Raw genomic sequence first — 20,317 nt, 5'->3', positions numbered from 1 at the left:
ATAGCATTGGTTGACTTGGAAGGAAATGTCTTTGGTGTGGGGGATTATGAAATGCCTTTTTCCATACAGAGTATATCCAAAGTGCATACCCTTACCATGGTGGCACATATTTTTCAAAGTAAACTGTGGTCAAGGGTCAATGTGGAACCCAGCGGTAATCCCTTCAATTCCATTGCCCAATTGGAGTTTGAAAATGGGATACCCAGAAATCCATTTATCAATGCGGGAGCGTTGGTCATCACTGATGCCCTGACCTCTAAGTTTGAGGATCCCATTGCTGAAGTGAGCAAATTCATCAATGAATTGTCAGGAAAAGAATGTGTCAAAATCAACCAAGAAGTTTTGGAATCGGAACTGAATCATTCAGAAAGGAATACCGCGCTTGCCTACTTTTTGAAAGCCTACCAAAATTTCGATAACAAAGTTGAGGAAGTTATAAATACTTATGTATCCCACTGTGCCATAGAAATGTGCTGCGTTGACTTGGCGAGGTCCTTTTCTTTTTTGGCAAATGATGGTTATTCCATTTATGCCAAGCGAGAAATAGTAACTGAAAGCTATGCCAGACGGATCAATGCATTGATGTTGACTTGTGGCTTTTATGATGAAGCGGGGGAATTTGCATTCAGGGTTGGCCTTCCTGGAAAAAGTGGCGTTGGGGGCGGAGTGGCAGCAGTTATGCCCCACAAATTCAGCATAGCAGTTTGGAGTCCCGAACTCAATGAAAAAGGAAACTCTGTCAAAGCCATTTTGGCCTTGGAGCTGTTGACGGATAAGTTGAAGTTTTCATTGTTTTAAGGAAGAATAAACAAAAGGGAACAAAAGACTATATCACCAAAAGTTGATATTTAGTAACTTTTGTTTTCTTTTGTTACTTTTGTGGTTCCATCATTTATTTGTTAAAAAAATCAAGCTAATCCAATCGGCTCGCAATCTTTTTAACCCAACCTTGTCACTCTTCCCCCCTGCTGCGATTACCTTTCGGACAGCCTTAACCCCTTATCCTTTTGCCTTTATCCTTTCCACAGGAGATTATTCATTTCGCTAAAGAGTTCTACTAAATATCATACTTTCAAAAAGCTCCATTCAGAATGACGCAGAATCCTCAGGTCTTCGATAAACCAACATCGGTCATCCGACACCCGTCATCGGTCACTCTGCTCTCATCCTTCATCCTTTATCCCTCATCCTTCCCAATCATCTCCGCCCTCACTTCCACTTTCCTGTCTAGGTCATTGGACCCACGGCTCGTTCCCCTTATCACCTGACCTCCTGATTCAAATCTCAATTTTTCCTTTGGAATATCGAATTTGTCTGTCAGGATATTTCCGACATTTTTCATTCTTTCATCAGCGAGCTTTAGATTGTAGGTGACATTTCCCGTATTGTCTGCAAATCCCGTAAGGACAAGACCATATGCTTCGTTATCTAAGATAAAACTGGCCAAGTCGTTGAGTTTATTGATTTCTTCATCATCAGGGACTCTTTGATTTACTTTGAAGAAGATTGCTTCTTTTGATTTTAGAATATTTACGACAGGATCATTGTCCACATAAACGGTGTCTCTTAATATTACTTCTCTAATGACTGGATAAGGAGCTCGCTGTGAAGGGTTTGGTGTATCTTTTTGGTTCATTATTTCAGCGGTAACGGCAGAACCTATAATGGAAGATGTTATCGCCATTGAGATGTCCTCCAATTGCTTTTGATTAAGAGGAAGTGTTTCGACATCTGCTACATCAGGACTGAATATGGAATCTGGTAAGATTGGGTCATTTTTATCATTATCGGATAAAATAGCAGTTGTAGCCGCAACGCCACCTGCATTAGCGAAAGGCCACCACCACCTTTTCTTCCTTATTCTATTTCCCGATTCATCAATTCTGGATTCTTCGCGGACAGTGGTCTGATTGGTAGTAGTAGTTCTTCTTCTGGTTTGCGGACGCTGTTGTTGTGGCTGTTGGGTCCTCTCAGTCAACAACCTGTCTCTTTCACTTCTCAGGTAGCGGTTTTCTTCTTCAAGCCTTGTCATGGCTACCGGATCTTGGGTCATCGTTTCTGTCTCTCTTTTGGGGGTAGGTTGGAACTCCTGTCTTTGGGCCTGTTGAGGTTGGACAAGTTGATCTTCTACTCTTTCTGACTTTTCTGTGAATTGATTGGTCCTTAAAGTTTCAATCTCCTCCCTTTTTTCTTTTTCAACTGTCTTGGAAGTGACGCTTGCTTGCCTTTTTGCAGAGTCAGGAGCATATGATTCTTTTTCAAAAGTTAAGCTATCCACCCCTGGAACAATCAAAAATCGCTGCTCCAGCCTGTAATCTCTTTTAAGTCTGGAAATACTGTCTATTTCCATTTTCAGTTCATTTTCTCTCCTGCCAATGCTGTCAATACTGTACCTGAGGTTGAACCTGTTTTTTTCCGATGCTTGGATTAGTTTTTCTTTTTCTTCTAGATCAAGAAGTTCATTTACAAGAAGCTTTTCATTTTGATCATCAATATTTTTCCTAACCTCCAACAATGATTTATTTCTGGTCTGACCACTGGTAATTTTATTTTCCCTTTTTTGAATTTCCTGATCCCAGGCGAGAATTTGGGTGATATACCGCAAACTATCCAGTCTTTCGGTTTCTGCCAATTGGATATTATAGGTGTAATTGTAAGTATCACCTTTTGCTTCTATTAAAATGCTGTCAGTTGTTGGTTTGGGGATTTCTACTGGAGCAGCTTTACTGCTTTTACCGTACTCCGGATAATAGGTACTCAATCGTGGTGCAGAGAAAGTTTTCTTGCTTACCCCAAGATTGTATTTGATACCAACTCCATGATAAATGATCCAGTCATTTCCGCCATTGGGGTCTCCTCTAAAAGGATTTTGTGAATCTACTGTATTGGTTCCTGGTTTTGCTGCATAGGCCTGAAAGTCGTTTTCATAAGAATTCCTGTATTGGCCACTGACATCATCGAGGTAATCTGTGAATGTGTAAAGGAAATCGGATTGGGCAAAAACTTCAAATCTGTTTCCTAATCTGATCCTGAATCCCAATCCCAAATTGGTGTAAAAAGCTCCCGATTCATAACCGTTTGAAAGTTCTGTCCTGACAGCTTGAAGGTCAGTTTCGTAAATCCCATTATGTATAATATTGGTAGAATTGTAATCATAACGAAGCCCATCTGCATCCAAAAGGTCGCCTTTAACTTCAAAATTGATCAGTCCAAAACCTAATGTAAAATAGGGTGCTATCCATGACTTAGCGGGCAGCATTTTGTCGTTGTCCGCCTTAAAGACAAATGAAACCCCCATATCTCTGGTATGGTTATTGAAATTTAGCCCTCTTTCAAAGTTCGGGTTTTCGAGCATTAAAGTACCGTCCCTACGGTTGTATCGGTCACTCATGGCAAAATGATACTCTCCATAAGAAAACATCAGCCCGATAGTGGCACTTAATTGTTTTTCAAGAGAAAACTTGAATGATGGCTTATCAAAATAGTTTTCGTTGAAATAGAGCAGGTGATGAATGGCCTCCCCGTTTGAAATACCACGGATTCTATTTGGAGAGAGGTCTCCGTAATAATTGCTGTAACCGCCACTCACCCCTAACCGCCATCCAAAATCCTTTTGTTGTGCATGGGAATCAAAAGTGAGTATCAAAATAAAACAACTTAAAATAAGGTATAGCTTTTTCATGGCTTACCTCCTGTCGTTTAGTCCCATCCAAATGTTGAACTCCAGACTGATACCAGCAAAAGGTTGTATGTAGTGTTGGGAGCCCATGCCATTATCCATATTGAGTGAGACTGCTCCGACATTGAATCTGAAAACTCTGAAAACCTTATACCCCAGTCCTGCATATATTGGAATACCGATAATCTGCCCTTCGATTTGATCACCTTGGGAGGATTCGAAGTTTTGAAGAAATACTCCTGTGGAAAAGGAGGCATTACCTAAAAACTTTGTAAATGTTCTATTTCCCAAAGGAAGTGAAAGTCCTGCGTAGGGACCGTGAAGATATTCTGTTGAGGCTAAACTCCTTTTTATAGGAATGGTACCATAGCCAAAGTTAAGGGGTAAAGTTCCCGGCTTTCTTTCGGTTGGATAATTAGAAACTGTCCTGATATCTACCAAACTCAAAAGGCTGTTGTCCAAGTATTGGTCTGATTCATTTTGAACAACTTCAATCAATTCACTGATGTATTGTGCAGCATAGGCTGCCTTGTCGTTATCCTCCTTGTTTTTTCCGATAAGGTTAAACCTTGCTTTATTGAGTTTAAGCCTGTCTTTTTGCTCGAGTTTTTGTCTGACAATTTCACTAAATCCTTTGAAATCCCTTCCCAAAAAATGTCTGTAATCTTCCAAGGCATCTTCCACAATTTGGTTCATTTGGGTGATTACAACCTGATTGGAATTATTTGTTTTAATTCCTCCTCCGGTAACCTCGAGATTGGCCCTGATGTAGGATTCCAGATTTTTGTTGATGGAAGATTTGATGGACTCCATCTGCTCCTCTTCAGCCCTTTTGTAAAAAAACAGTTCTAAATCGTATTGTTCATTACTTCGCAATGGGTTAGATACAAAAATCTCATATTGTGAAACCTCAAAGTCAAATGCCCTTTTCCAGGAATACTCGTCCGACCTGTTAGGATTTTTTCCACTACGGTTTAAAACGACCGCCACCATTTCCACATCTTTTGGAAGAATTCCACTAATAAAAAATGGTTCTTCAGAAGGCAATGGATTGTTGCTGTTGATTTCATTATTGACCACATTATAGCTGACAGTTTTTATCTGGGCCTTCAATGTCTCTACACTAAAAAAAACTAAAATCATTAATACAATAATCCTTTTCATAAATATTGGGTTTGCTTAAAATCTTATTTACAACAATTCTACCTCTTCAATTTCCCCTCCCCCCATAGTTTAACAAAAGGAATAAGTGATTGTTGTCAATTAATTTCAATTATTAAATTCACAAATTGTTCTAGCATTGATATGTTAAGCGTGATGAATACGTAAAAATCGTTAGATTTCTGTAGTTTAATTTATAGAATTCTCGGATTTTATTGTATTTAAACAAACAGTTTTTCGTATCCAAGGCTTTATTTCAATTAGTGTTAATTTACTTAAAATAAAGAGAAATAATGGATGGATTTGAAAAATTTAAAAAAATTACCTTGATTTAAACTTCCCTGTTTTTTCCAACATGGTTACATCAGCCTCATTACGGATATGTAATCGATAATAAACCAAAACCTCATCAGCACCTGCATCCAAAACCGCTTTTTGTGCTTTTTGGGCAATAGCCATCAATTCATCCTGTGGACCTTCCATGACAGTTTCAAAAGGAGTAACTTCATATTTGACCCCTGATTTTTGGATCACTTCTATGGCCTTGTCCACTAGGGTATAGGTATCAAGTGTTTTACTTTTTGGCACGATTTGAAGACCGAGGTTGATGGTATTTTTTGGATTAGACATGAGATGTGAGATTTGAGATTTTAGAACCAAAGCCTGACCCGAGTATCGGGGAGACAAAGCCTGCCCCGAGCATCGGGAAGCCAAGAACCAAGAGGGAGATCCAAGAAGCGATAGCCGAGATAAATTCCAATTTAACCCCAATAGCACTGGAACTTAAATCTAAAATCTAAAATCTTCACCTTCCAATTCCATACTTTATTCCAAATAAGGTTTCACTGCTTTTTTCCAAATAGCATAGCCTTTTTTATTCATGTGGAGATTGTCTTTTAGGAACAATTCTGGTTTTGGTTTTCCGTCTTTGGCCAACATGGGCGTCCAAATATCAATGAAATTTGCGTTAAAATGGTTCATGGTAAATTTTTTCAACTGCTCATTGAAGAGCTCATACTGCCCTTTTTTTGCCCACCTTGATGGACTTGGTTTGGCACTGATAAAATAAAACTGAGCATCGGGTACAACAGCAGTTACTCTTGCCATGATTTCAAAAAATTCTTCTAATATCTGCCTTACCGGTTTTCCTGCATTGATATCGTTATCCCCTTCATAAATAAATATCTTTTTAGGCTCAAATTCCAATACCAATTGGTCCAGGTATTTGATCAGGTGATGCGTCTGCGAACCACCAAATCCGGTATTGATGATATTTGATTTTGGAAAGTCTTTTTCCAGTGTTTTCCACATTCGGATACTTGAACTTCCTGTAAATACCACCCCTCCTTTTTTCCAATCTACCTGTTGGTATTTTTCGGAAAGTGCTTCCACTTCGTCTTTAAACCGATCAGAGTCCTGTACATAGCTTTCAGTAAAAAATGCTGTAGTAAAAGAAATGAATAAAATGAAAAGTAAGATTATTGGATATTTTGTTCCCATGGCTTTTTATTTGCAAGTTAATTTTTCTACCTGATTGGATAGATCAAAATCGTACATAAATTGGGCATTTATAGAAAATGAGCGTTTGTGAACAGGAATCAATGGGGGGTGATTTGGTTATTTTATTTTTTGTTCGACCCTAAAAATAGCCATTTGAAAGACACAAGGCCTCATTCCATCCCATACCGTTTACAAATTGAATAGCCTCATATAATTTCGCCCCTTTGTTGCTCGTTTTTTGAGAGACATATCCTTCATCTTGTTTTGAATCTATGAATAAAATTACCCGCTTCTTTTGGTTTTGTTCAGGTGCCTACGCACCATTATTGACCAAGACTCCAACTGAAACCCATAAATATGTAGGAATAGGGGGAACGGTGTTCTTCACAGGCTTGTTAGCGGCAATTTCGGCTTCTTATGCACTTTATACTGTGTTTCAGTCTATTTGGTATGCTTTGGGATTTGGATTGGTTTGGGGTTTGATGATTTTCAATTTGGACAGGTTTATAGTTTCCAGTATGCGGAAACGCAACAACGCCTGGGCAGAATGGAAAATGGCGATTCCCAGACTCGTGTTTGCGGTATTGTTGGCCATCGTCATTTCCAGACCTTTGGAACTGAAGATTTTTGAAAGAGAGATCAACAGAAAACTCGATGAGAGAAAAACCGAAATGATAGCCCAAAGCAAAGAGGCTTTGAAAGCAGGTTTCACCGAAATCTACGATCTTGAAGCTAAAAAAGACAGTCTGAAGAGTGAATTGTCCCAAGCTTTTGCCTATAGGGATAAATTACAGCAGGAATATGATTATGAAAGGTTTGGAACCAAAACAGACGGGACAAGTGGGATAGTCGGATTGGGTACCAATGCCAAAAAGAAAGAACAACAGTTGGATGCTGCCCAACAGGATCTTGCAACTATCCGGGCAGGACATCAGGTCAGGATCGATACAATAGATGCGCAGATCATAAAACTGACTTTGGCCAGGGAAGCAGAATTTGAAAAGCTTCAGCCCGGAATTGATGGGTTTGATGGTTTGGCTGCGAGGTTGGATGCGCTTCACATCTTGACCAAAGAAAGTGAGGCCATGAAATGGGCCAATATCATGATCATGTTGCTTTTTGTGGCAGTAGAAACAGCCCCCATCTTCGTCAAGTTGATATCTCCAAGAGGGCCTTATGATGAATTGGTTGATTTGTCCGAATTAAGAGTAGTGGTGTATTCCAAAGAACAATCCACCAAAGCCATAGAAAAAAGTGAACATAATCTTCAGGTTTTTCGGGCGGCTAATGAAATTGGGTAATATGGTATATCACTTAATGACTTAACTGGAAAGTCCTTTACCCTGGTTTTCTAGCAAGAAGAGAAGTCTTTGACCTTCAAGGCTGAACAAATATTTCTCTATAATTGTAGTAATTGACTAAGAATAGCATTCAAGAGTAAAATAGAACTTTGCCTTGTCACCTCGATCCCGACAGCAGTACGGGAGAGAGGTCTATGGCCTGATGTCATTTGATGTTCTGTAAATACCAATTTTATTTGAACCACAAAAGAAACAAAAGGGAACAAAAGACTAAATACCAAAAGTTGATATGCAGTAACTTTTGTTTTCTTTTGACACTTTTGTGGTTCCATCATTTTTTTGCTAATACAGTAAAGCCAGTCAATTAGGGTACCGATGACGTGATCGGAGCATCTCACGAGGATCCGCAAATGATTAAAATAAACATAAATAGGACCTCTGGAGATCCTTCGTGCCTCAGGATGACGGCTGCCTGGTGTGCAACTTGATGTCATTCCTTTTCTGAATGTTTACAAAATGTTAAGTACTACCAAGGACGTAATCGGAGCAGCCGTTATCTTGTGCTTACAGCGAGGAGATAATTCTATGACCTTCAAGGCGGAATAGATATCTCTCTACGTTCGATATGACAAGGAAAAGTCTACACAAGGATTTAAGGCTATTTATAGTTAAAAGCCTAAAATGAGAGAGTCATCGAAAGAGTGATGGTAAGGTTATCGTTGAAGGTGTGATTGGCATAAGGACCATACCTGTAAAATGCCCCCACTCCCCATCCCCTGTATTGCAGTCCGGCCTTTTGCTTGATGATATTGTTGAGTTCGATACCTGATTCCCAATAGCCTTTTTCCATGGTCTTGAATTCCATAAAGTCATAGAATCCGGGATTGGTCAGGGTACCGATTGCAAAGCTTTGAAAAAATTTCAACTGTGGGGCAAAAATAATCCTCCTTGATTTCTTATAGAACAAGGGACCTGTCTGATGGGCATAGCTTGCCATCAGGCTTCTGTCAGAAAGGAATTCATAGATAAACATGGTTTGGAGAAATCCTGGAAAAGAAAGGGCAAAATCCAAATTATTTCTTCGATCTATGTTGATGCCGTAGCCTGTATTCAAATAGGATAGCGGAAGGTTGTCTCCCCAAATGCCATGGGCAGAAAGGTTAAACTGATTGAGGGAATTGCCGGAATTCCACTGATGTTGGAATCTGAATTCTGTGTTGACAAAGTCCACATTTCCGCCGAACAATTCCGGAATGGCTTTGGATACCCTTACACTGAAAACAGGATATGAGACCGACCATGAAATGAGGTTGTTTCCCACCCGTGAAAGGCTTTCATTACCGGTCCACCTGAAATTCAATCCTGCTTCTGAAGCCCTGAAGAATTGGGGGAATCCATCAGTTGGATTGAGATCGGTGAAATTGAGGATATTATTCCGGTTTTGAACTGCTCCGAATAGGCCTATTCTAGTTCCTTTAAGTGGTATCTGAGAAAATTCCACGCTGTAATTCTCCACCCTATCCATTCGTTCGGCTATAAATCGCCTGAATAGTTCTCCTCCCGAGCTGAAAGAATTGCTACGTGGAAGTAAGCTTCTTCCGGGTTCCTCCAAATCCTGACTGTAATTGAATTTCAACCTTGAATCAAACTTCTTATCAAGATTCAATTCCAGGCCTCCCCCATATTTCCAGCCTTTGTCCCTAAAACCATATCGGAAGTAACCTTCCAACCTAAAAAAATCTGATAATGTCTGATTGGAGGATAATCCAAGGCCAAGTCCAAAACCTTCAAATCTGTTGACCCGAATCAGCTTCTCGGGAAGAAGGTCAACAAAACCCAAAGGGATCCTACCTGTAGCAACTTGTGTAAGGACTTTGGAAAGAAGGTTAAGTCTTCTTTTTTCTTTGGCATCCATTTGATCAAATTTCACATAGGTGAGATACTCTCTTGTGGTGAGTGAATCAACTCTTATCTCCTTCCAGTCATACTTGTCATTTTGTATATCAAAATTAAGGGAAATCGGACCAAATTTGGTCTTATTGTCCGGTTCATTGATTATGATGTCTGAGATAAAAGTTTGATTGATGATCTTCAGTCCTTTATTTTCAAATTCCATCTCAGGAGCAAAATACATACTGTTGAACTGTTGGGGAAACCAATATTCTCCGTCCCATTGGTTTTTTTGCTGTATTTCAAATATCAGATTCGCATCCGGGTCGGAAGGGGAAATGGTCATGTTTTCAATGGCAAATTGCATGTCTGAAATGTACAGAAGCCCTTTACCAAGCTGATATACTTTACCTTCCTTCGGTTGGTAAGCCACTATATAGGTAGTGCCCAGCTCATTTATGATACTATCTTCCAAGAAATACTCATACTTTCTCAGTCCATCATTTGAAATAGGGTTGAGATAGGGTACCTCAAGTATTTTAATATGGTCTGTATAAAATGAAAAGGGTTGGAAGCTATTGGAGGCCATGGCCACCAGAGGATTATCGATACCTGACATTTTGGAAGCAAGGACTGTTTCATTTTTTTTTCCCGGTTTCATGAAGTTGACTTCCGAATAGCTCTCAGCCATAAAAATATGTCCTCCCTGTAAGAAATGGGCTGTACTGTCATCATACTCAGGACTTTCTTTCAATCCCTCCAATGTCATGACCATCTTGTTGTAGCTTTTGAAACTATAGGTATTCAGTTTATCAGGATCGTTCAGATTTTTATTTGAAATGGCCTTTTTCAAAATAGGGATGACAGGATTTTCACCGGCCTTGACCTGTACTTCTCCCAATGTTATGGTAATGGGTTGAAGGAGTATCTCAGAATTTTCCCATAGTGAGGATGTTTTGATGTTCAGTTTTTCATATCCTACATGGGAAACCCTGATGGAGTCGTTTTCTGATTTAAATTCAAGACGGTACCAGCCCCTGATGTCTGTGACCGTCCCTTTTTTGTCTGAATCCCCTAAAATTTGGATGGAGGCAAAAGGTATGACATTTCCGGTTTTACTATCAATAACATGACCCTGTATTCGGAAGGCTTGGGCAATCAGTTCTGTTGGAAAAGAACAAATTACCAGAAAAAAGATAAGGGTAATTATTTTTTTGTTCATAAAAACTTAGATTCTCATGCAAGGTAACATGATTCCGAATGTATTGGTTGAAGGATTGGTTTTTTGGTAAGTTTACTTAGTTTAAAATAAATAGTTTGTGTCTAATATATAAGAGATGAAAAACAGGGATGGTCTATATTTTCCCGGTTATTTGGAACTCATGATCAACGATTCCAAAAAGTCCCCGACAAAATAAGCCACCAGTGCAGCGACAAATCCCAAGGCAAGGGTTTCTAATACACTCTTAAATACATTGGTCTGATTCACATAGCTTTTGAGCCAACCAATGACAACAAACGCAATCCCTGTAAACAAGCTAGTCCAAAAGAAGAGGTCAATAACTGTCTCATTGAAAAAGTCATAGACGTAAACCATCAAGGGAATAAAACCGATCAGAATAAATGAAATCAAAGTAGCCAACCCAATTTTCAAAGGACTTTTGGTTTCTTCAATCATATTGAGTTCGTCTTTCATCATTTCGTCCACCCATCGATCCCTGTCAGAGACGATCACATCCACCACTTTTTTCAATAGCTCGCCCTCAAAGCCTTTTGCTGTATAGATTTCAACTATCTCCTTTCGCTCTTTTTCAGGGATATTGTCCACTTCCCAATATTCGATATTTCTGTGTTTATTGTAGTTTTCTTTTTCTGATTTTGAGGATAAGTAGGCGCCAACTGACATTGAAAAACCATCTGCCAAGAGATTGGCAAAGCCGAGAATGATGATGATGGAAGCATCCAAATTGGCACCGACTGCCCCGGCCACCACGGCAAAAGTAGTCACGGCTCCATCTATGCCTCCATAGACGAACTCTCTGAGGTAATTTTGGAGGTTACCCAAAAATTTAATTTCCTGATGAATTTTTGCTTCGTGATGACCCATCAGAGTATCTCCATTAAAAATCTTTTCACATTTTCTCCCATAATGGCCCTTATTTCTTCGTCCGTAAATCCCTCCTGAAGTAATGCTTCAACAATAATGGGGAATCCAGTAATGTCAAAAGGGACAGCCACACTGCCATCATAATCTGAACCCAAAGCAACATGTTCTATGCCTACAAGATTTTTGACCCTTTTCATACTGGCAACTATTCCCTTGATTTCATCATCACCCACTACCATATCAAAAAATGCAATCCCTATGATACCGCCTTTTGCAGCTAATTTTTTTATCTGTTCATCGCTTAGATTTCTGGGAGAATTGACGACAGCCCTAATCCCTGTATGGGAAACCAACACGGGCTTTTCGGAATATTCCAAAATATCATCGTACATTTTTGGGGACACATGTGCAAGGTCAATGATCATATTCAAATCATTCATCCGCTTGATCACCTGTTTTCCAAAATCAGTCAATCCATCCCCACTCATACCATGGGCCGAACCACCCAATTCATTGTCAAAAAAGTGCATTGGTCCAATCAACCGGACACCTGCTTCATATGCCTTATCCAGATTTTCCAATTTACCTTCCAAGGCATGTGCGCCTTCTATTCCCAAAAGTCCGCCTATTACATTCCTGTCTGTTTTTCTTACCTGTATCAGTTTACTCAAATCTTCTTTTGATTTAATAAAAATAAACTGCTCATTAAAATCATTTGCAAAATCATGCAGTTTTCCTGATTGGTAAATGGTTCGGTTCATCAGGCTGAACCAATTGGAAATCGGCCTTCCTTGGGCAATGTTCAATAAAGTAATGTTATCAAGAGCTTCAGCGCTGTTCTCATACATGTTTTGGCCTTTGGGAGATTTGGAAACAATAGTGAAGACCTGCAAGGCAACATTCCCTTCTTGCATGCGCGGAAAGTCCACATGTCCATAATCTGATTTTTTGGTCAGGTCCCTGCCCCAAAGCAAGGCATCACAATGCAGGTCTGCAACAAATTCGAGTGAATTGAACAAAGAAAGTGCTTCTTCAGAAACTTCATAAGGAGGTAGGTTTTTGACTGGGTTATCGCCTTTTTCTATAATAGAAGGAACAATCATGGTGCCTACCCAATAAACCAATAAAAGTGATATTAAAATAATCAATAGTTTCTTCATAGGAAAGGAAGTTTGGCAATGAAGATAGGTAAAAATGGGCTTTGACAAAAAAATGGCGTACGGTTTTGTTTTTTGATGTTTTATCCCTCCTCCAATACTTCTTCACCGGAATAAGCTTGGACTTTCTCCCTTTGATTTCATCCTCAATGAAAATTTGAAACTTGCCAAGCAATACCTGCAATTGGGAGACTATCAGATCCAAGAGGTCTGCTTCTTGTCGGGATTCAATAATGCAACCCATTTTATTCGTGCCTTCAAAAACGAATTTGGCATTACGCCAAAGGTTTTTCAGAAAAAAAGGAAATAACCAAATATCCTTCGGATGTTAAAAATTTGTTAAAAAATTATTTATGGTTTTTATGGTCGTTTCAATAGATTTTGATAAGTTTAGAAAATTTTGGTAGCGAAAAAACGCAAAATGTTTTAAAATTACCAAAGTTTATATGGCTATAGTCAGTTACAAATAAACCCTATTCAGGAGTCTTTTACAAGGACTCCTTTTTTTATGGTTTAAATTTTAACCTGTTATTTTAAAAATCATATTGAAATTTCAAAATATGGTTCAATTTTTACCCTGATTTTGAATTATTGTGTTTTTTGTCAAATCCAAGGATGTATTGAAACCAAATTGTGGAATTATTGCGATTTCATCATGAAAAGATGTTTAAAACTTAACATGGTTTTTCAATAAAGCTAGATTTTTATTACATGGTGGTCATAAAGATGACCTTTTGATTTGTCTCACAAATCATTAATTTTCCTAATTTTAATTTCGATCAAGTAATAAACCCATATTTATGGAATTCATTGACTACTATAAGATTTTAGAAATTGATAGAAATGCCTCAGCAGATGATATCAAAAAAGCCTACAGGAAGTTGGCACGCAAGTACCACCCTGACCTGAATCCCAACGACAAGGAGGCAGAAAACAAATTCAAACAGGTCAACGAAGCCAATGAGGTACTGAGCGATCCGGAAAAAAGAAAGAAATACGATCAGTATGGTAAAGATTGGAAGCACGCCGAGGAATTTGAAAAGGGAAATCAGCGCCAATCAAGACAAAGAGGGCAGGGGAGTAGCAGGGCATACTCAGGTCACTTCACCGAAGAAGATTTTTCAGACTTTTTCAGTTCGATGTTTGGTGGAGGTGCCACAGGTGGTTTCCAAAGTTCGGGTAGGGAAGGGGTAAAATACAAAGGTGCGGATTACAAAGCTGAATTGCATCTGAAACTTTCGGATGTATATCGGACCCACAAACAGACGCTGACGGTAGACAACAAAAGTATTCGGCTTACCATTCAGGCAGGTGTGGAAGATGGACAGACCATCAAAATCAAGGGCTATGGAGGCGATGGCATCAATGGAGGCCCAAAAGGAGATCTTTTCATCACGTTTATCATCAAGAATGATACTGATTTTGTGAGGGATGGAAATGACTTACATACAAAGGTCATTTTGGATCTTTATACGGCTGTATTGGGAGGTGAAATCACGGTGCCTACCATGGATGGCAAGGTAAAGCTTAAACTCAAACCGGGAACACAAAACGACACAAAAGTCAGGTTAAAAGGGAAGGGCTTTCCGGTGTATAAGGAGGAGGGCAAGTTTGGTGACTTCTATGTCACTTATCAAGTGGAGATTCCAAAAGATCTCTCAGAAAAGGAAATAGACTTATTCACCCAACTTTCAAAATTAAAAAATCATGGAAACGACTAAATTTATTACCATCACCACCTTCTGCCAATACCATGGGATTGAGCGCAGTCTGATTTTCTCCTTCCAGGAACTCGGACTGATCGAAATAATCGAAGATGACCCCGAACCCTATCTTGAAGAAGAAACCCTTGGTCAATTGGAACGGATGGTCAGAATCTATAAAGACTTTGATCTCAATCCACAGGGAATAGAAGTGGTAATCGATCTCTTGGAGAAAGTTGAAAGATTACAGGAGGATAATCAGGAGTTAAAGAGGAGGTTGAGGAGATGGGAGGGGTGAAAGCCTTTGATATGCGATCTTAATTTGCAAATTAAGTTTTGGCTTTCGTACTGATGGTAGAAGCGTGGAAAATAATGGGACATCATCCGTGCTGGAAAACGGAGTATTTCAGAAAAACCTTCGAGCAAAGAAATTTTCAATGCTGCCGACTCGGATAATATTATCGAAATTATAAAAGGAAAATATAATCCACTTGCTCACGAACCTGAGGATATCGGGAATTTAGAACCTTTCCATCAAATTGTAGATTTGAATTATAACAAGGATTGTTCAATTTAATCAATATCTTAAGTACATTTAGTTTGGCCATTAAATAACAAAAATTCATAATGAAATATTGTTGAGGTTTTTAAATAATTGATTTATGATATTTATCTCGTACAGTAGAAAGGACTCAAAATATGTCACTCTATTAGTCAATATTTGCAAGACTCAAAATATAAAGGTTTTCATCGACATAGAAAGTATTAATTTTAGTGAAAAGTGGTTTCCTGCTTTAGAGAAGGCAATTAATGAATCTGAAAAGTTTTATTTGTTTTGGTCAAGAAATGCCTTTCAGTCTGAAAATGTACTTAATGAAATTGAATTAGTTTCCAAAAAGGAAAGTCCTGTAATTATTCCAATTATTATGGATAAAACTCCTTTACCTGAAAAAATTTCTGAATTTAATGGGTTTGAATATATAAAAAATGAATATGATGAATTAAGGAATAGAGAAAAAACGAATAAATTTTATAAAGTTTCCACTTATATCCTCTCCTTTCTTCTAATCGTTTCTACAACATATATTTTGCGTCCAAATATATACAATGAAAATGTTGAAGAATATTCAAATTTAGATTCTTTAATTTCTTTCGATGACGAAACAATTAATCAATTAGATTCTTTGGTTTATGGAATAATAGTAGAAGATGAAAGTATTTTAGTTGAAACGGATTTTAATATAGGATATTATCCAGAATATTTAATCTTACTCTTTTTTTTTATAACTGCTTTTTTATTTATTAATTATCAAATCCATAAAAGGCAATTTAAGATTAAAGTAAATGAATTTGTAAGCCACATTTAGAAGTATTATTACATACTTAGTATTGATAAAGGGGAATAAAAACTTGGAACATAAACTAAATGAAACCAAACTCCTCTATAGCCGATTTCAAAATGGGGAGACCGAAATAGCTTCCTGTAATACATTTCTTGGTGGTGCCGACCCCAAGCTTGTCGAACCTCCAAATTGGGAAGAGTGGCTTCAAAAAAATCCGAAGAGGATAATTCTGAGGAGGATAAGTAAGGGTAAGTCTTGTTCAACCCTTTCAGGGTTGATGGCTTTTTCTACCAATTAACCACCCTAGGTTTCACCTAGGGCTTTTGAAAAGTTCGACCATTTCATGGTCGTTGCTTTAGCATAAAAGGTTAAAATACTATTGATAAAGCTGGAAGGCCCAACACTTTAAACTAATGATTGCCATGGAAAAGACCAAGAATGACATTTGACTTTTTACCTAATTGCCTGTGGTGGAGTAATTTTAGAACCTGATGCGCTGTACCTTTACAGGTAGATGCTGATTCCAAACTGGGAGAAGGTTGAGCAAAGGCAATGTATGCAGTTTCTTTTTTTACTTTACTCCCCTCTGCTCCAAACTGGAATTTTCAAATCTAACCAACCTTAAATTTTGCAAAAAGATGTAACTTGTTTGGGATAAGATGAAAATTAACATCATACCATACGACAAAAACTGGGCAAGGGAGTTCGAAAGATTGAAAGCTGAACTGTCGGTCATTCTTGGTGAAATCAATCCCGGCATTGAACATATTGGCAGCACCTCTGTACCGGGTTTGGCTGCCAAAAATGTGATTGATATTTTGGTGGGATTAGAAAAAAGCAGTCAGTTTGATTTCGTCACCAATGAATTGGCTCAAAACGACAGGTATATTTATTATAAGGCATTTGAGAAAGGACTACCGAATAGACGGTTATTCGTCCGGCTGAAGGATGGAGCATCATCAGCAGAATTTGAAAAGGTGTTTCTCCACCAGGAAAAAATCCCACATGAAGCTATCCAAAAAAATAGGCTTGCCAATGTGCATGTTGTGGAAAAAGAAAGTTCTGAATGGCTGAGACATATTGCTTTCAGGGAATACCTGATAGCCCATGAGGAAGTGCGGCTAGAATATGCCGAAATTAAAGCCGCTCTCAGTCAAAAAATATGGAAACACGGAATGGAATACAACGAAGGGAAAGACAGCTTTATTAAGAGAGAAGAAAAAAAAGCGGTAGAATGGTATCTTTCATGCAGGAAATAATCCGGTTTGTCAAAGGGAAAGGTGCGAAAGGGGAATATGCCCTTCCAAACTGTATTAATTTTGTTTTAAATTGCCGTTGATCAGAAATAATCCTACATTGCTTTCAATCATTCATGCTTTCCAATCCCCAATTGGATACATCCCAAGGATTTATTTAACGATTTCATATACTTGTTGAACACCCCTGGGTAATTTATCAATTACCTGAATCTGAATTTCAACCTGAGCTGTAAATTTCCTTTTTTAATTATATATGTCGGAAAAAGATAAAAAGGATTCAAATAAAAAGCTGGAAATAACCGATAAGCTTTTTCGTGCAATTGTGGAAAATTGCCCGGACGCCTTTGTAATTGTAGATACCCGGATTACTCCAATATACATTTCTCCCGGAGCTCAGAATATAGTAGGTTATACAGAAGAAGAAGCCTTAAATCTTGACAGTTTCCAGACTTTTCATCCGGATGACATTTCCTATATCAAAGAGAAGTTGGAGGTATGCTTCCAAAATCCGGGAATGGTGATCAAAGACCTCAGCTACCGAATCAGGCACAAACTTGGTCACTGGATTTGGGTTGAGGCCACAATCACCAATTTAACCGAAGACCCTGTCTTGGGGGGGATCCTGGTCAATTTCAGAGATGTGACGGATCGAAAACTGATGGAGCTGCAGTTGACCAATATCACAGACAATGTCAACGGTGTGGTGTTCAGGTACCATCTGGACCTTGATCTTAAGGACAGGTTGCTTTATTTAAATAAAAATTCCATCAAACTCTGGGGGGTGGAAGCAAAAGATGCCATGGATGACATCAACCTCATCTGGAGCAAAATCCATCCTGAGGATGTTCCTGAAATGGTCCAATCTATTTATAGATCCGCTGAAATGTTGGAGGATTGGACATGGGAATGGCGGTTCAATCATCCTGATGGAAGCCTGCGCTGGCAAAAAGGAAATGCTACCCCTCAAAGACTTCCGGATGGATCTACTATGTGGGATGTCATCATTGTGGACATCACAGCCGTAAAATCTGCTGAAGAAAAGTTAAAGGAAATCAACGAACGCTATCAATATGTACTGAAGGCCACTAATGACGCCATTTGGGACTGGAAGCTCGGGGACAATAAAGTTTTTTGGGGGGATACTTACATACAGTTATTTGGAGAAATCCCTGCACCTGGACATACTGATTTAGAGAAAGTCGTATCCCGCCTACATCCTGAAGAAGTTGGGGATTTGATCAGGAGTTGTGAGGAGACCATCAAAAGCAAAGTACTCAATTGGAGTTACGAACACAGGTACCTCAAAGCCAATGGTGAATTTGCTTATGTGTCCAACAAAGCCGCCATAATCAGGGACGATCAGGGAAAAGCCATCCGTGTCATCGGAGCCATGAGCGATATTACCCAAAGAAAGGAAAGTACAGAGGCCATTGGAAAAAGCGAGGAAAGACAAAAACTCATCATGAACGCAGCCTTGGATGCCATTGTCTGCATCAATATGGAAGGGATGGTTACTTTCTGGAACCCACAGGCAGAAAAAGTATTCGGCTGGAAGGAAGATGAGGCTAAGGGCAAAAAACTATCTGAACTCATCATGTCCCACAACCATCGAAAACTACATGAAAAAGGGATGGAAAATTATCAGAAAACCGGTGAAGGTCCTGTATTAAATAGACTCATTGAACTGCCTGCAATTAGGAAAAACGGTGAGGAATTCACCGTGGAATTGACTATTTTACCCATCCGACAGGATCAAGAGGAATTTTTCTGTGCTTTTATCCGGGATATCACAGAAAGAAAATCTGCAGAATCTAAACTGCATGAACTGAATACCAATCTTGCCAATCAGACCAAAGAATTGGAAGCTTCCAATCAGGAATTGGAACAGTTTGCCTACGTGGCGTCCCATGACTTGCAGGAACCCCTGAGGATGATCAGCAGCTTTATGCAGCAATTAGATAATAAATATGGAAATTCTTTGGATGATAGAGGCCGAAAATATATCCACTTTGCAGTGGACGGTGCCAATAGGATGAGGCAGATTATCCAGGATCTTTTGGAGTTTTCCAAAGTTGGTAAAACGGAAAAAAATACCGAAACCATTGACCTCAATGAATTATTGGCGGATATCAAAATTCTTTTTAGGAAAGAGATTGCTGATAAAAATGCACTTTTGGAAATAGGAGAAATCCCCCAAATACAGGGACCCCAAAGTCCAATGAGACAGGTTTTTCAAAATCTGATCGGAAATGCGCTCAAATACTCTCTCAAAGATGTCCCTGTTAAAATAAAAATCCGCAGCAGGGATATGGAAACCCATTGGCAGTTTGCAGTGCAGGATAATGGCATCGGTATCCCGGAAGGCTCACACGATAAAATCTTTGAGATTTTCAAAAGACTCCATACCAAAGAAGAATATGAGGGAACAGGTATGGGGCTGGCCATTACTAAAAAAATTGTTGAAAATATGGGAGGAAAAATATGGGTTGAAAGTGAACCCGGCAGCGGCAGCACCTTTTTCTTTACTTTACCCAAAAACCAATCATAAGTCATATTTCGGGTAGGAAATCTTTGTAATTTTAAATTGTGAATGATCGTTCATCTTCAACACTTTCGGCTTTTCTCTCAAAAAATTTTGAAAAATTATTTAAACGGTAAAACCCCCTCAAACCTTTTATTTTGAATTACTTAAACAGGAAAATGCCACTTGCCCCATGATCAAAACTAAGGATATATTAATTTGGTTGTAGGCAGTATAACTTCGCTTTTTTTTAAGGATTTTGATATTATATTTATATTAGAATCACCCTAATCCAAAACATTGCCAAGAAGAATCACCCGTTTTTTCCGGCAATCCAAATCTTGTAAAAATGAAAACCAAACTGCTCATCTTCTTAGTTTTGGGATTACATTTCATATTGCCACACCATCAGGCTTTTGGGCAAAGCTGTACACAAAACAATATTGTTGTAGAGAGATTTACCTTGCGTGATGCCAATGGAAATCCTTTTTCCCCAAATGATGACTACCAAATTGGCGATCCTGTAACAGGGCAGATTTTTATCAGGTTTACCGGCAGTTCAACCAATGCCTATTCTTTGAAAACCACCTATGATATTTATGTCAATGGGGTTCTTGTGGTCACGCAAGGATATGCCTGTTTGTTCAATCAGCAAAGGGTTGTCCTCAACACCCCTATATTTGTGAATAACTTTAC

General features: G+C 38.8%; 16 protein-coding genes and 1 pseudogene. 10 read left to right on the top strand and 7 right to left on the bottom strand.

What is annotated here, in order from left to right; translation table 11 throughout:
• On the top strand, positions 1-798 hold a 798-nt coding region (locus tag ACEW8O_RS09755), incomplete at its 5' end, for a glutaminase (protein ID WP_373494439.1).
• 379 nt (positions 799-1,177) lie between these two features.
• Here ACEW8O_RS09755 and ACEW8O_RS09750 read toward each other — a convergent pair.
• From ACEW8O_RS09750 to ACEW8O_RS09735, 4 genes are all read right to left on the bottom strand, one after another.
• Positions 1,178-3,682 (bottom strand): OmpA family protein, encoded by a 2,505-nt coding sequence (locus tag ACEW8O_RS09750; RefSeq protein WP_373494438.1) that lies wholly within the window; start codon positions 3,680-3,682, stop codon positions 1,178-1,180.
• Between the two features lie 3 nt (positions 3,683-3,685).
• A complete protein-coding gene (locus tag ACEW8O_RS09745) occupies positions 3,686-4,843 on the bottom strand; it encodes a hypothetical protein (protein ID WP_373494437.1) in 1,158 nt (385 codons plus the stop codon).
• A gap of 318 nt (positions 4,844-5,161) precedes the next feature.
• Positions 5,162-5,470: an MTH1187 family thiamine-binding protein gene (locus ACEW8O_RS09740; RefSeq protein ID WP_373494436.1), complete on the bottom strand. Its 309-nt coding sequence runs from the start codon at positions 5,468-5,470 to the stop codon at positions 5,162-5,164.
• Between the two features lie 195 nt (positions 5,471-5,665).
• Positions 5,666-6,340: a GDSL-type esterase/lipase family protein gene (locus ACEW8O_RS09735; protein ID WP_373494435.1), complete on the bottom strand. Its 675-nt coding sequence runs from the start codon at positions 6,338-6,340 to the stop codon at positions 5,666-5,668.
• Between the two features lie 272 nt (positions 6,341-6,612).
• Here ACEW8O_RS09735 and ACEW8O_RS09730 point away from each other — a divergent pair, with 272 nt between their 5' ends.
• On the top strand, positions 6,613-7,641 hold the full coding sequence (locus ACEW8O_RS09730; protein WP_373494434.1) for a DUF4407 domain-containing protein: 1,029 nt from the start codon (positions 6,613-6,615) through the stop codon (positions 7,639-7,641).
• A gap of 676 nt (positions 7,642-8,317) precedes the next feature.
• On the opposite strand, the gene ACEW8O_RS09725 is transcribed toward ACEW8O_RS09730, so the two are convergent.
• The 3 genes from ACEW8O_RS09725 to ACEW8O_RS09715 form a co-directional block, all read right to left on the bottom strand.
• Positions 8,318-10,753: a DUF5686 family protein gene (locus tag ACEW8O_RS09725; protein WP_373494433.1), complete on the bottom strand. Its 2,436-nt coding sequence runs from the start codon at positions 10,751-10,753 to the stop codon at positions 8,318-8,320.
• Between the two features lie 147 nt (positions 10,754-10,900).
• Positions 10,901-11,638, bottom strand: a complete 738-nt coding sequence (locus ACEW8O_RS09720; protein ID WP_373494432.1) for a VIT1/CCC1 transporter family protein — start codon at positions 11,636-11,638, stop codon at positions 10,901-10,903.
• Entirely contained in the window at positions 11,638-12,798 is a 1,161-nt protein-coding gene (locus tag ACEW8O_RS09715) for a dipeptidase (RefSeq protein ID WP_373494431.1), read from the bottom strand. The genes ACEW8O_RS09720 and ACEW8O_RS09715 overlap by 1 nt, the downstream gene beginning before the upstream one ends.
• 82 nt (positions 12,799-12,880) lie before the next feature.
• Between ACEW8O_RS09715 and ACEW8O_RS09710 the strand changes: the two genes are divergently transcribed.
• From ACEW8O_RS09710 to ACEW8O_RS09675, 8 genes and pseudogenes are all read left to right on the top strand, one after another.
• On the top strand, positions 12,881-13,105 hold the full coding sequence (locus tag ACEW8O_RS09710; protein WP_373494440.1) for a helix-turn-helix transcriptional regulator: 225 nt from the start codon (positions 12,881-12,883) through the stop codon (positions 13,103-13,105).
• Positions 13,106-13,595: 490 nt separating this feature from the next.
• Positions 13,596-14,516, top strand: a complete 921-nt coding sequence (locus ACEW8O_RS09705; protein WP_373494430.1) for a DnaJ C-terminal domain-containing protein — start codon at positions 13,596-13,598, stop codon at positions 14,514-14,516.
• On the top strand, positions 14,503-14,796 hold the full coding sequence (locus ACEW8O_RS09700; RefSeq protein ID WP_373494429.1) for a chaperone modulator CbpM: 294 nt from the start codon (positions 14,503-14,505) through the stop codon (positions 14,794-14,796). Before ACEW8O_RS09705 ends, ACEW8O_RS09700 begins: the two co-directional genes overlap by 14 nt.
• Positions 14,797-15,160: 364 nt before the next feature.
• Entirely contained in the window at positions 15,161-15,865 is a 705-nt protein-coding gene (locus ACEW8O_RS09695) for a toll/interleukin-1 receptor domain-containing protein (RefSeq protein WP_373494428.1), read from the top strand.
• Between the two features lie 43 nt (positions 15,866-15,908).
• On the top strand, positions 15,909-16,139 hold the full coding sequence (locus ACEW8O_RS09690) for a hypothetical protein (RefSeq protein WP_373494427.1): 231 nt from the start codon (positions 15,909-15,911) through the stop codon (positions 16,137-16,139).
• 361 nt (positions 16,140-16,500) lie between these two features.
• Entirely contained in the window at positions 16,501-17,100 is a 600-nt protein-coding gene (locus tag ACEW8O_RS09685; RefSeq protein WP_373494426.1) for a GrpB family protein, read from the top strand.
• 253 nt (positions 17,101-17,353) lie between these two features.
• On the top strand, positions 17,354-19,648 hold the full coding sequence (locus ACEW8O_RS09680; protein ID WP_373494425.1) for a PAS domain S-box protein: 2,295 nt from the start codon (positions 17,354-17,356) through the stop codon (positions 19,646-19,648).
• Between the two features lie 322 nt (positions 19,649-19,970).
• Positions 19,971-20,317, top strand: a pseudogene (locus ACEW8O_RS09675) (hypothetical protein); the annotation flags it as partial.

The organism is Aquiflexum sp., from assembly GCF_041749095.1.
In the GTDB taxonomy this organism is placed as follows: domain Bacteria; phylum Bacteroidota; class Bacteroidia; order Cytophagales; family Cyclobacteriaceae; genus Aquiflexum.
Note: the sequence above shows the minus strand (reverse complement) of the source record. Positions and strands in the feature narration are given on the sequence as shown.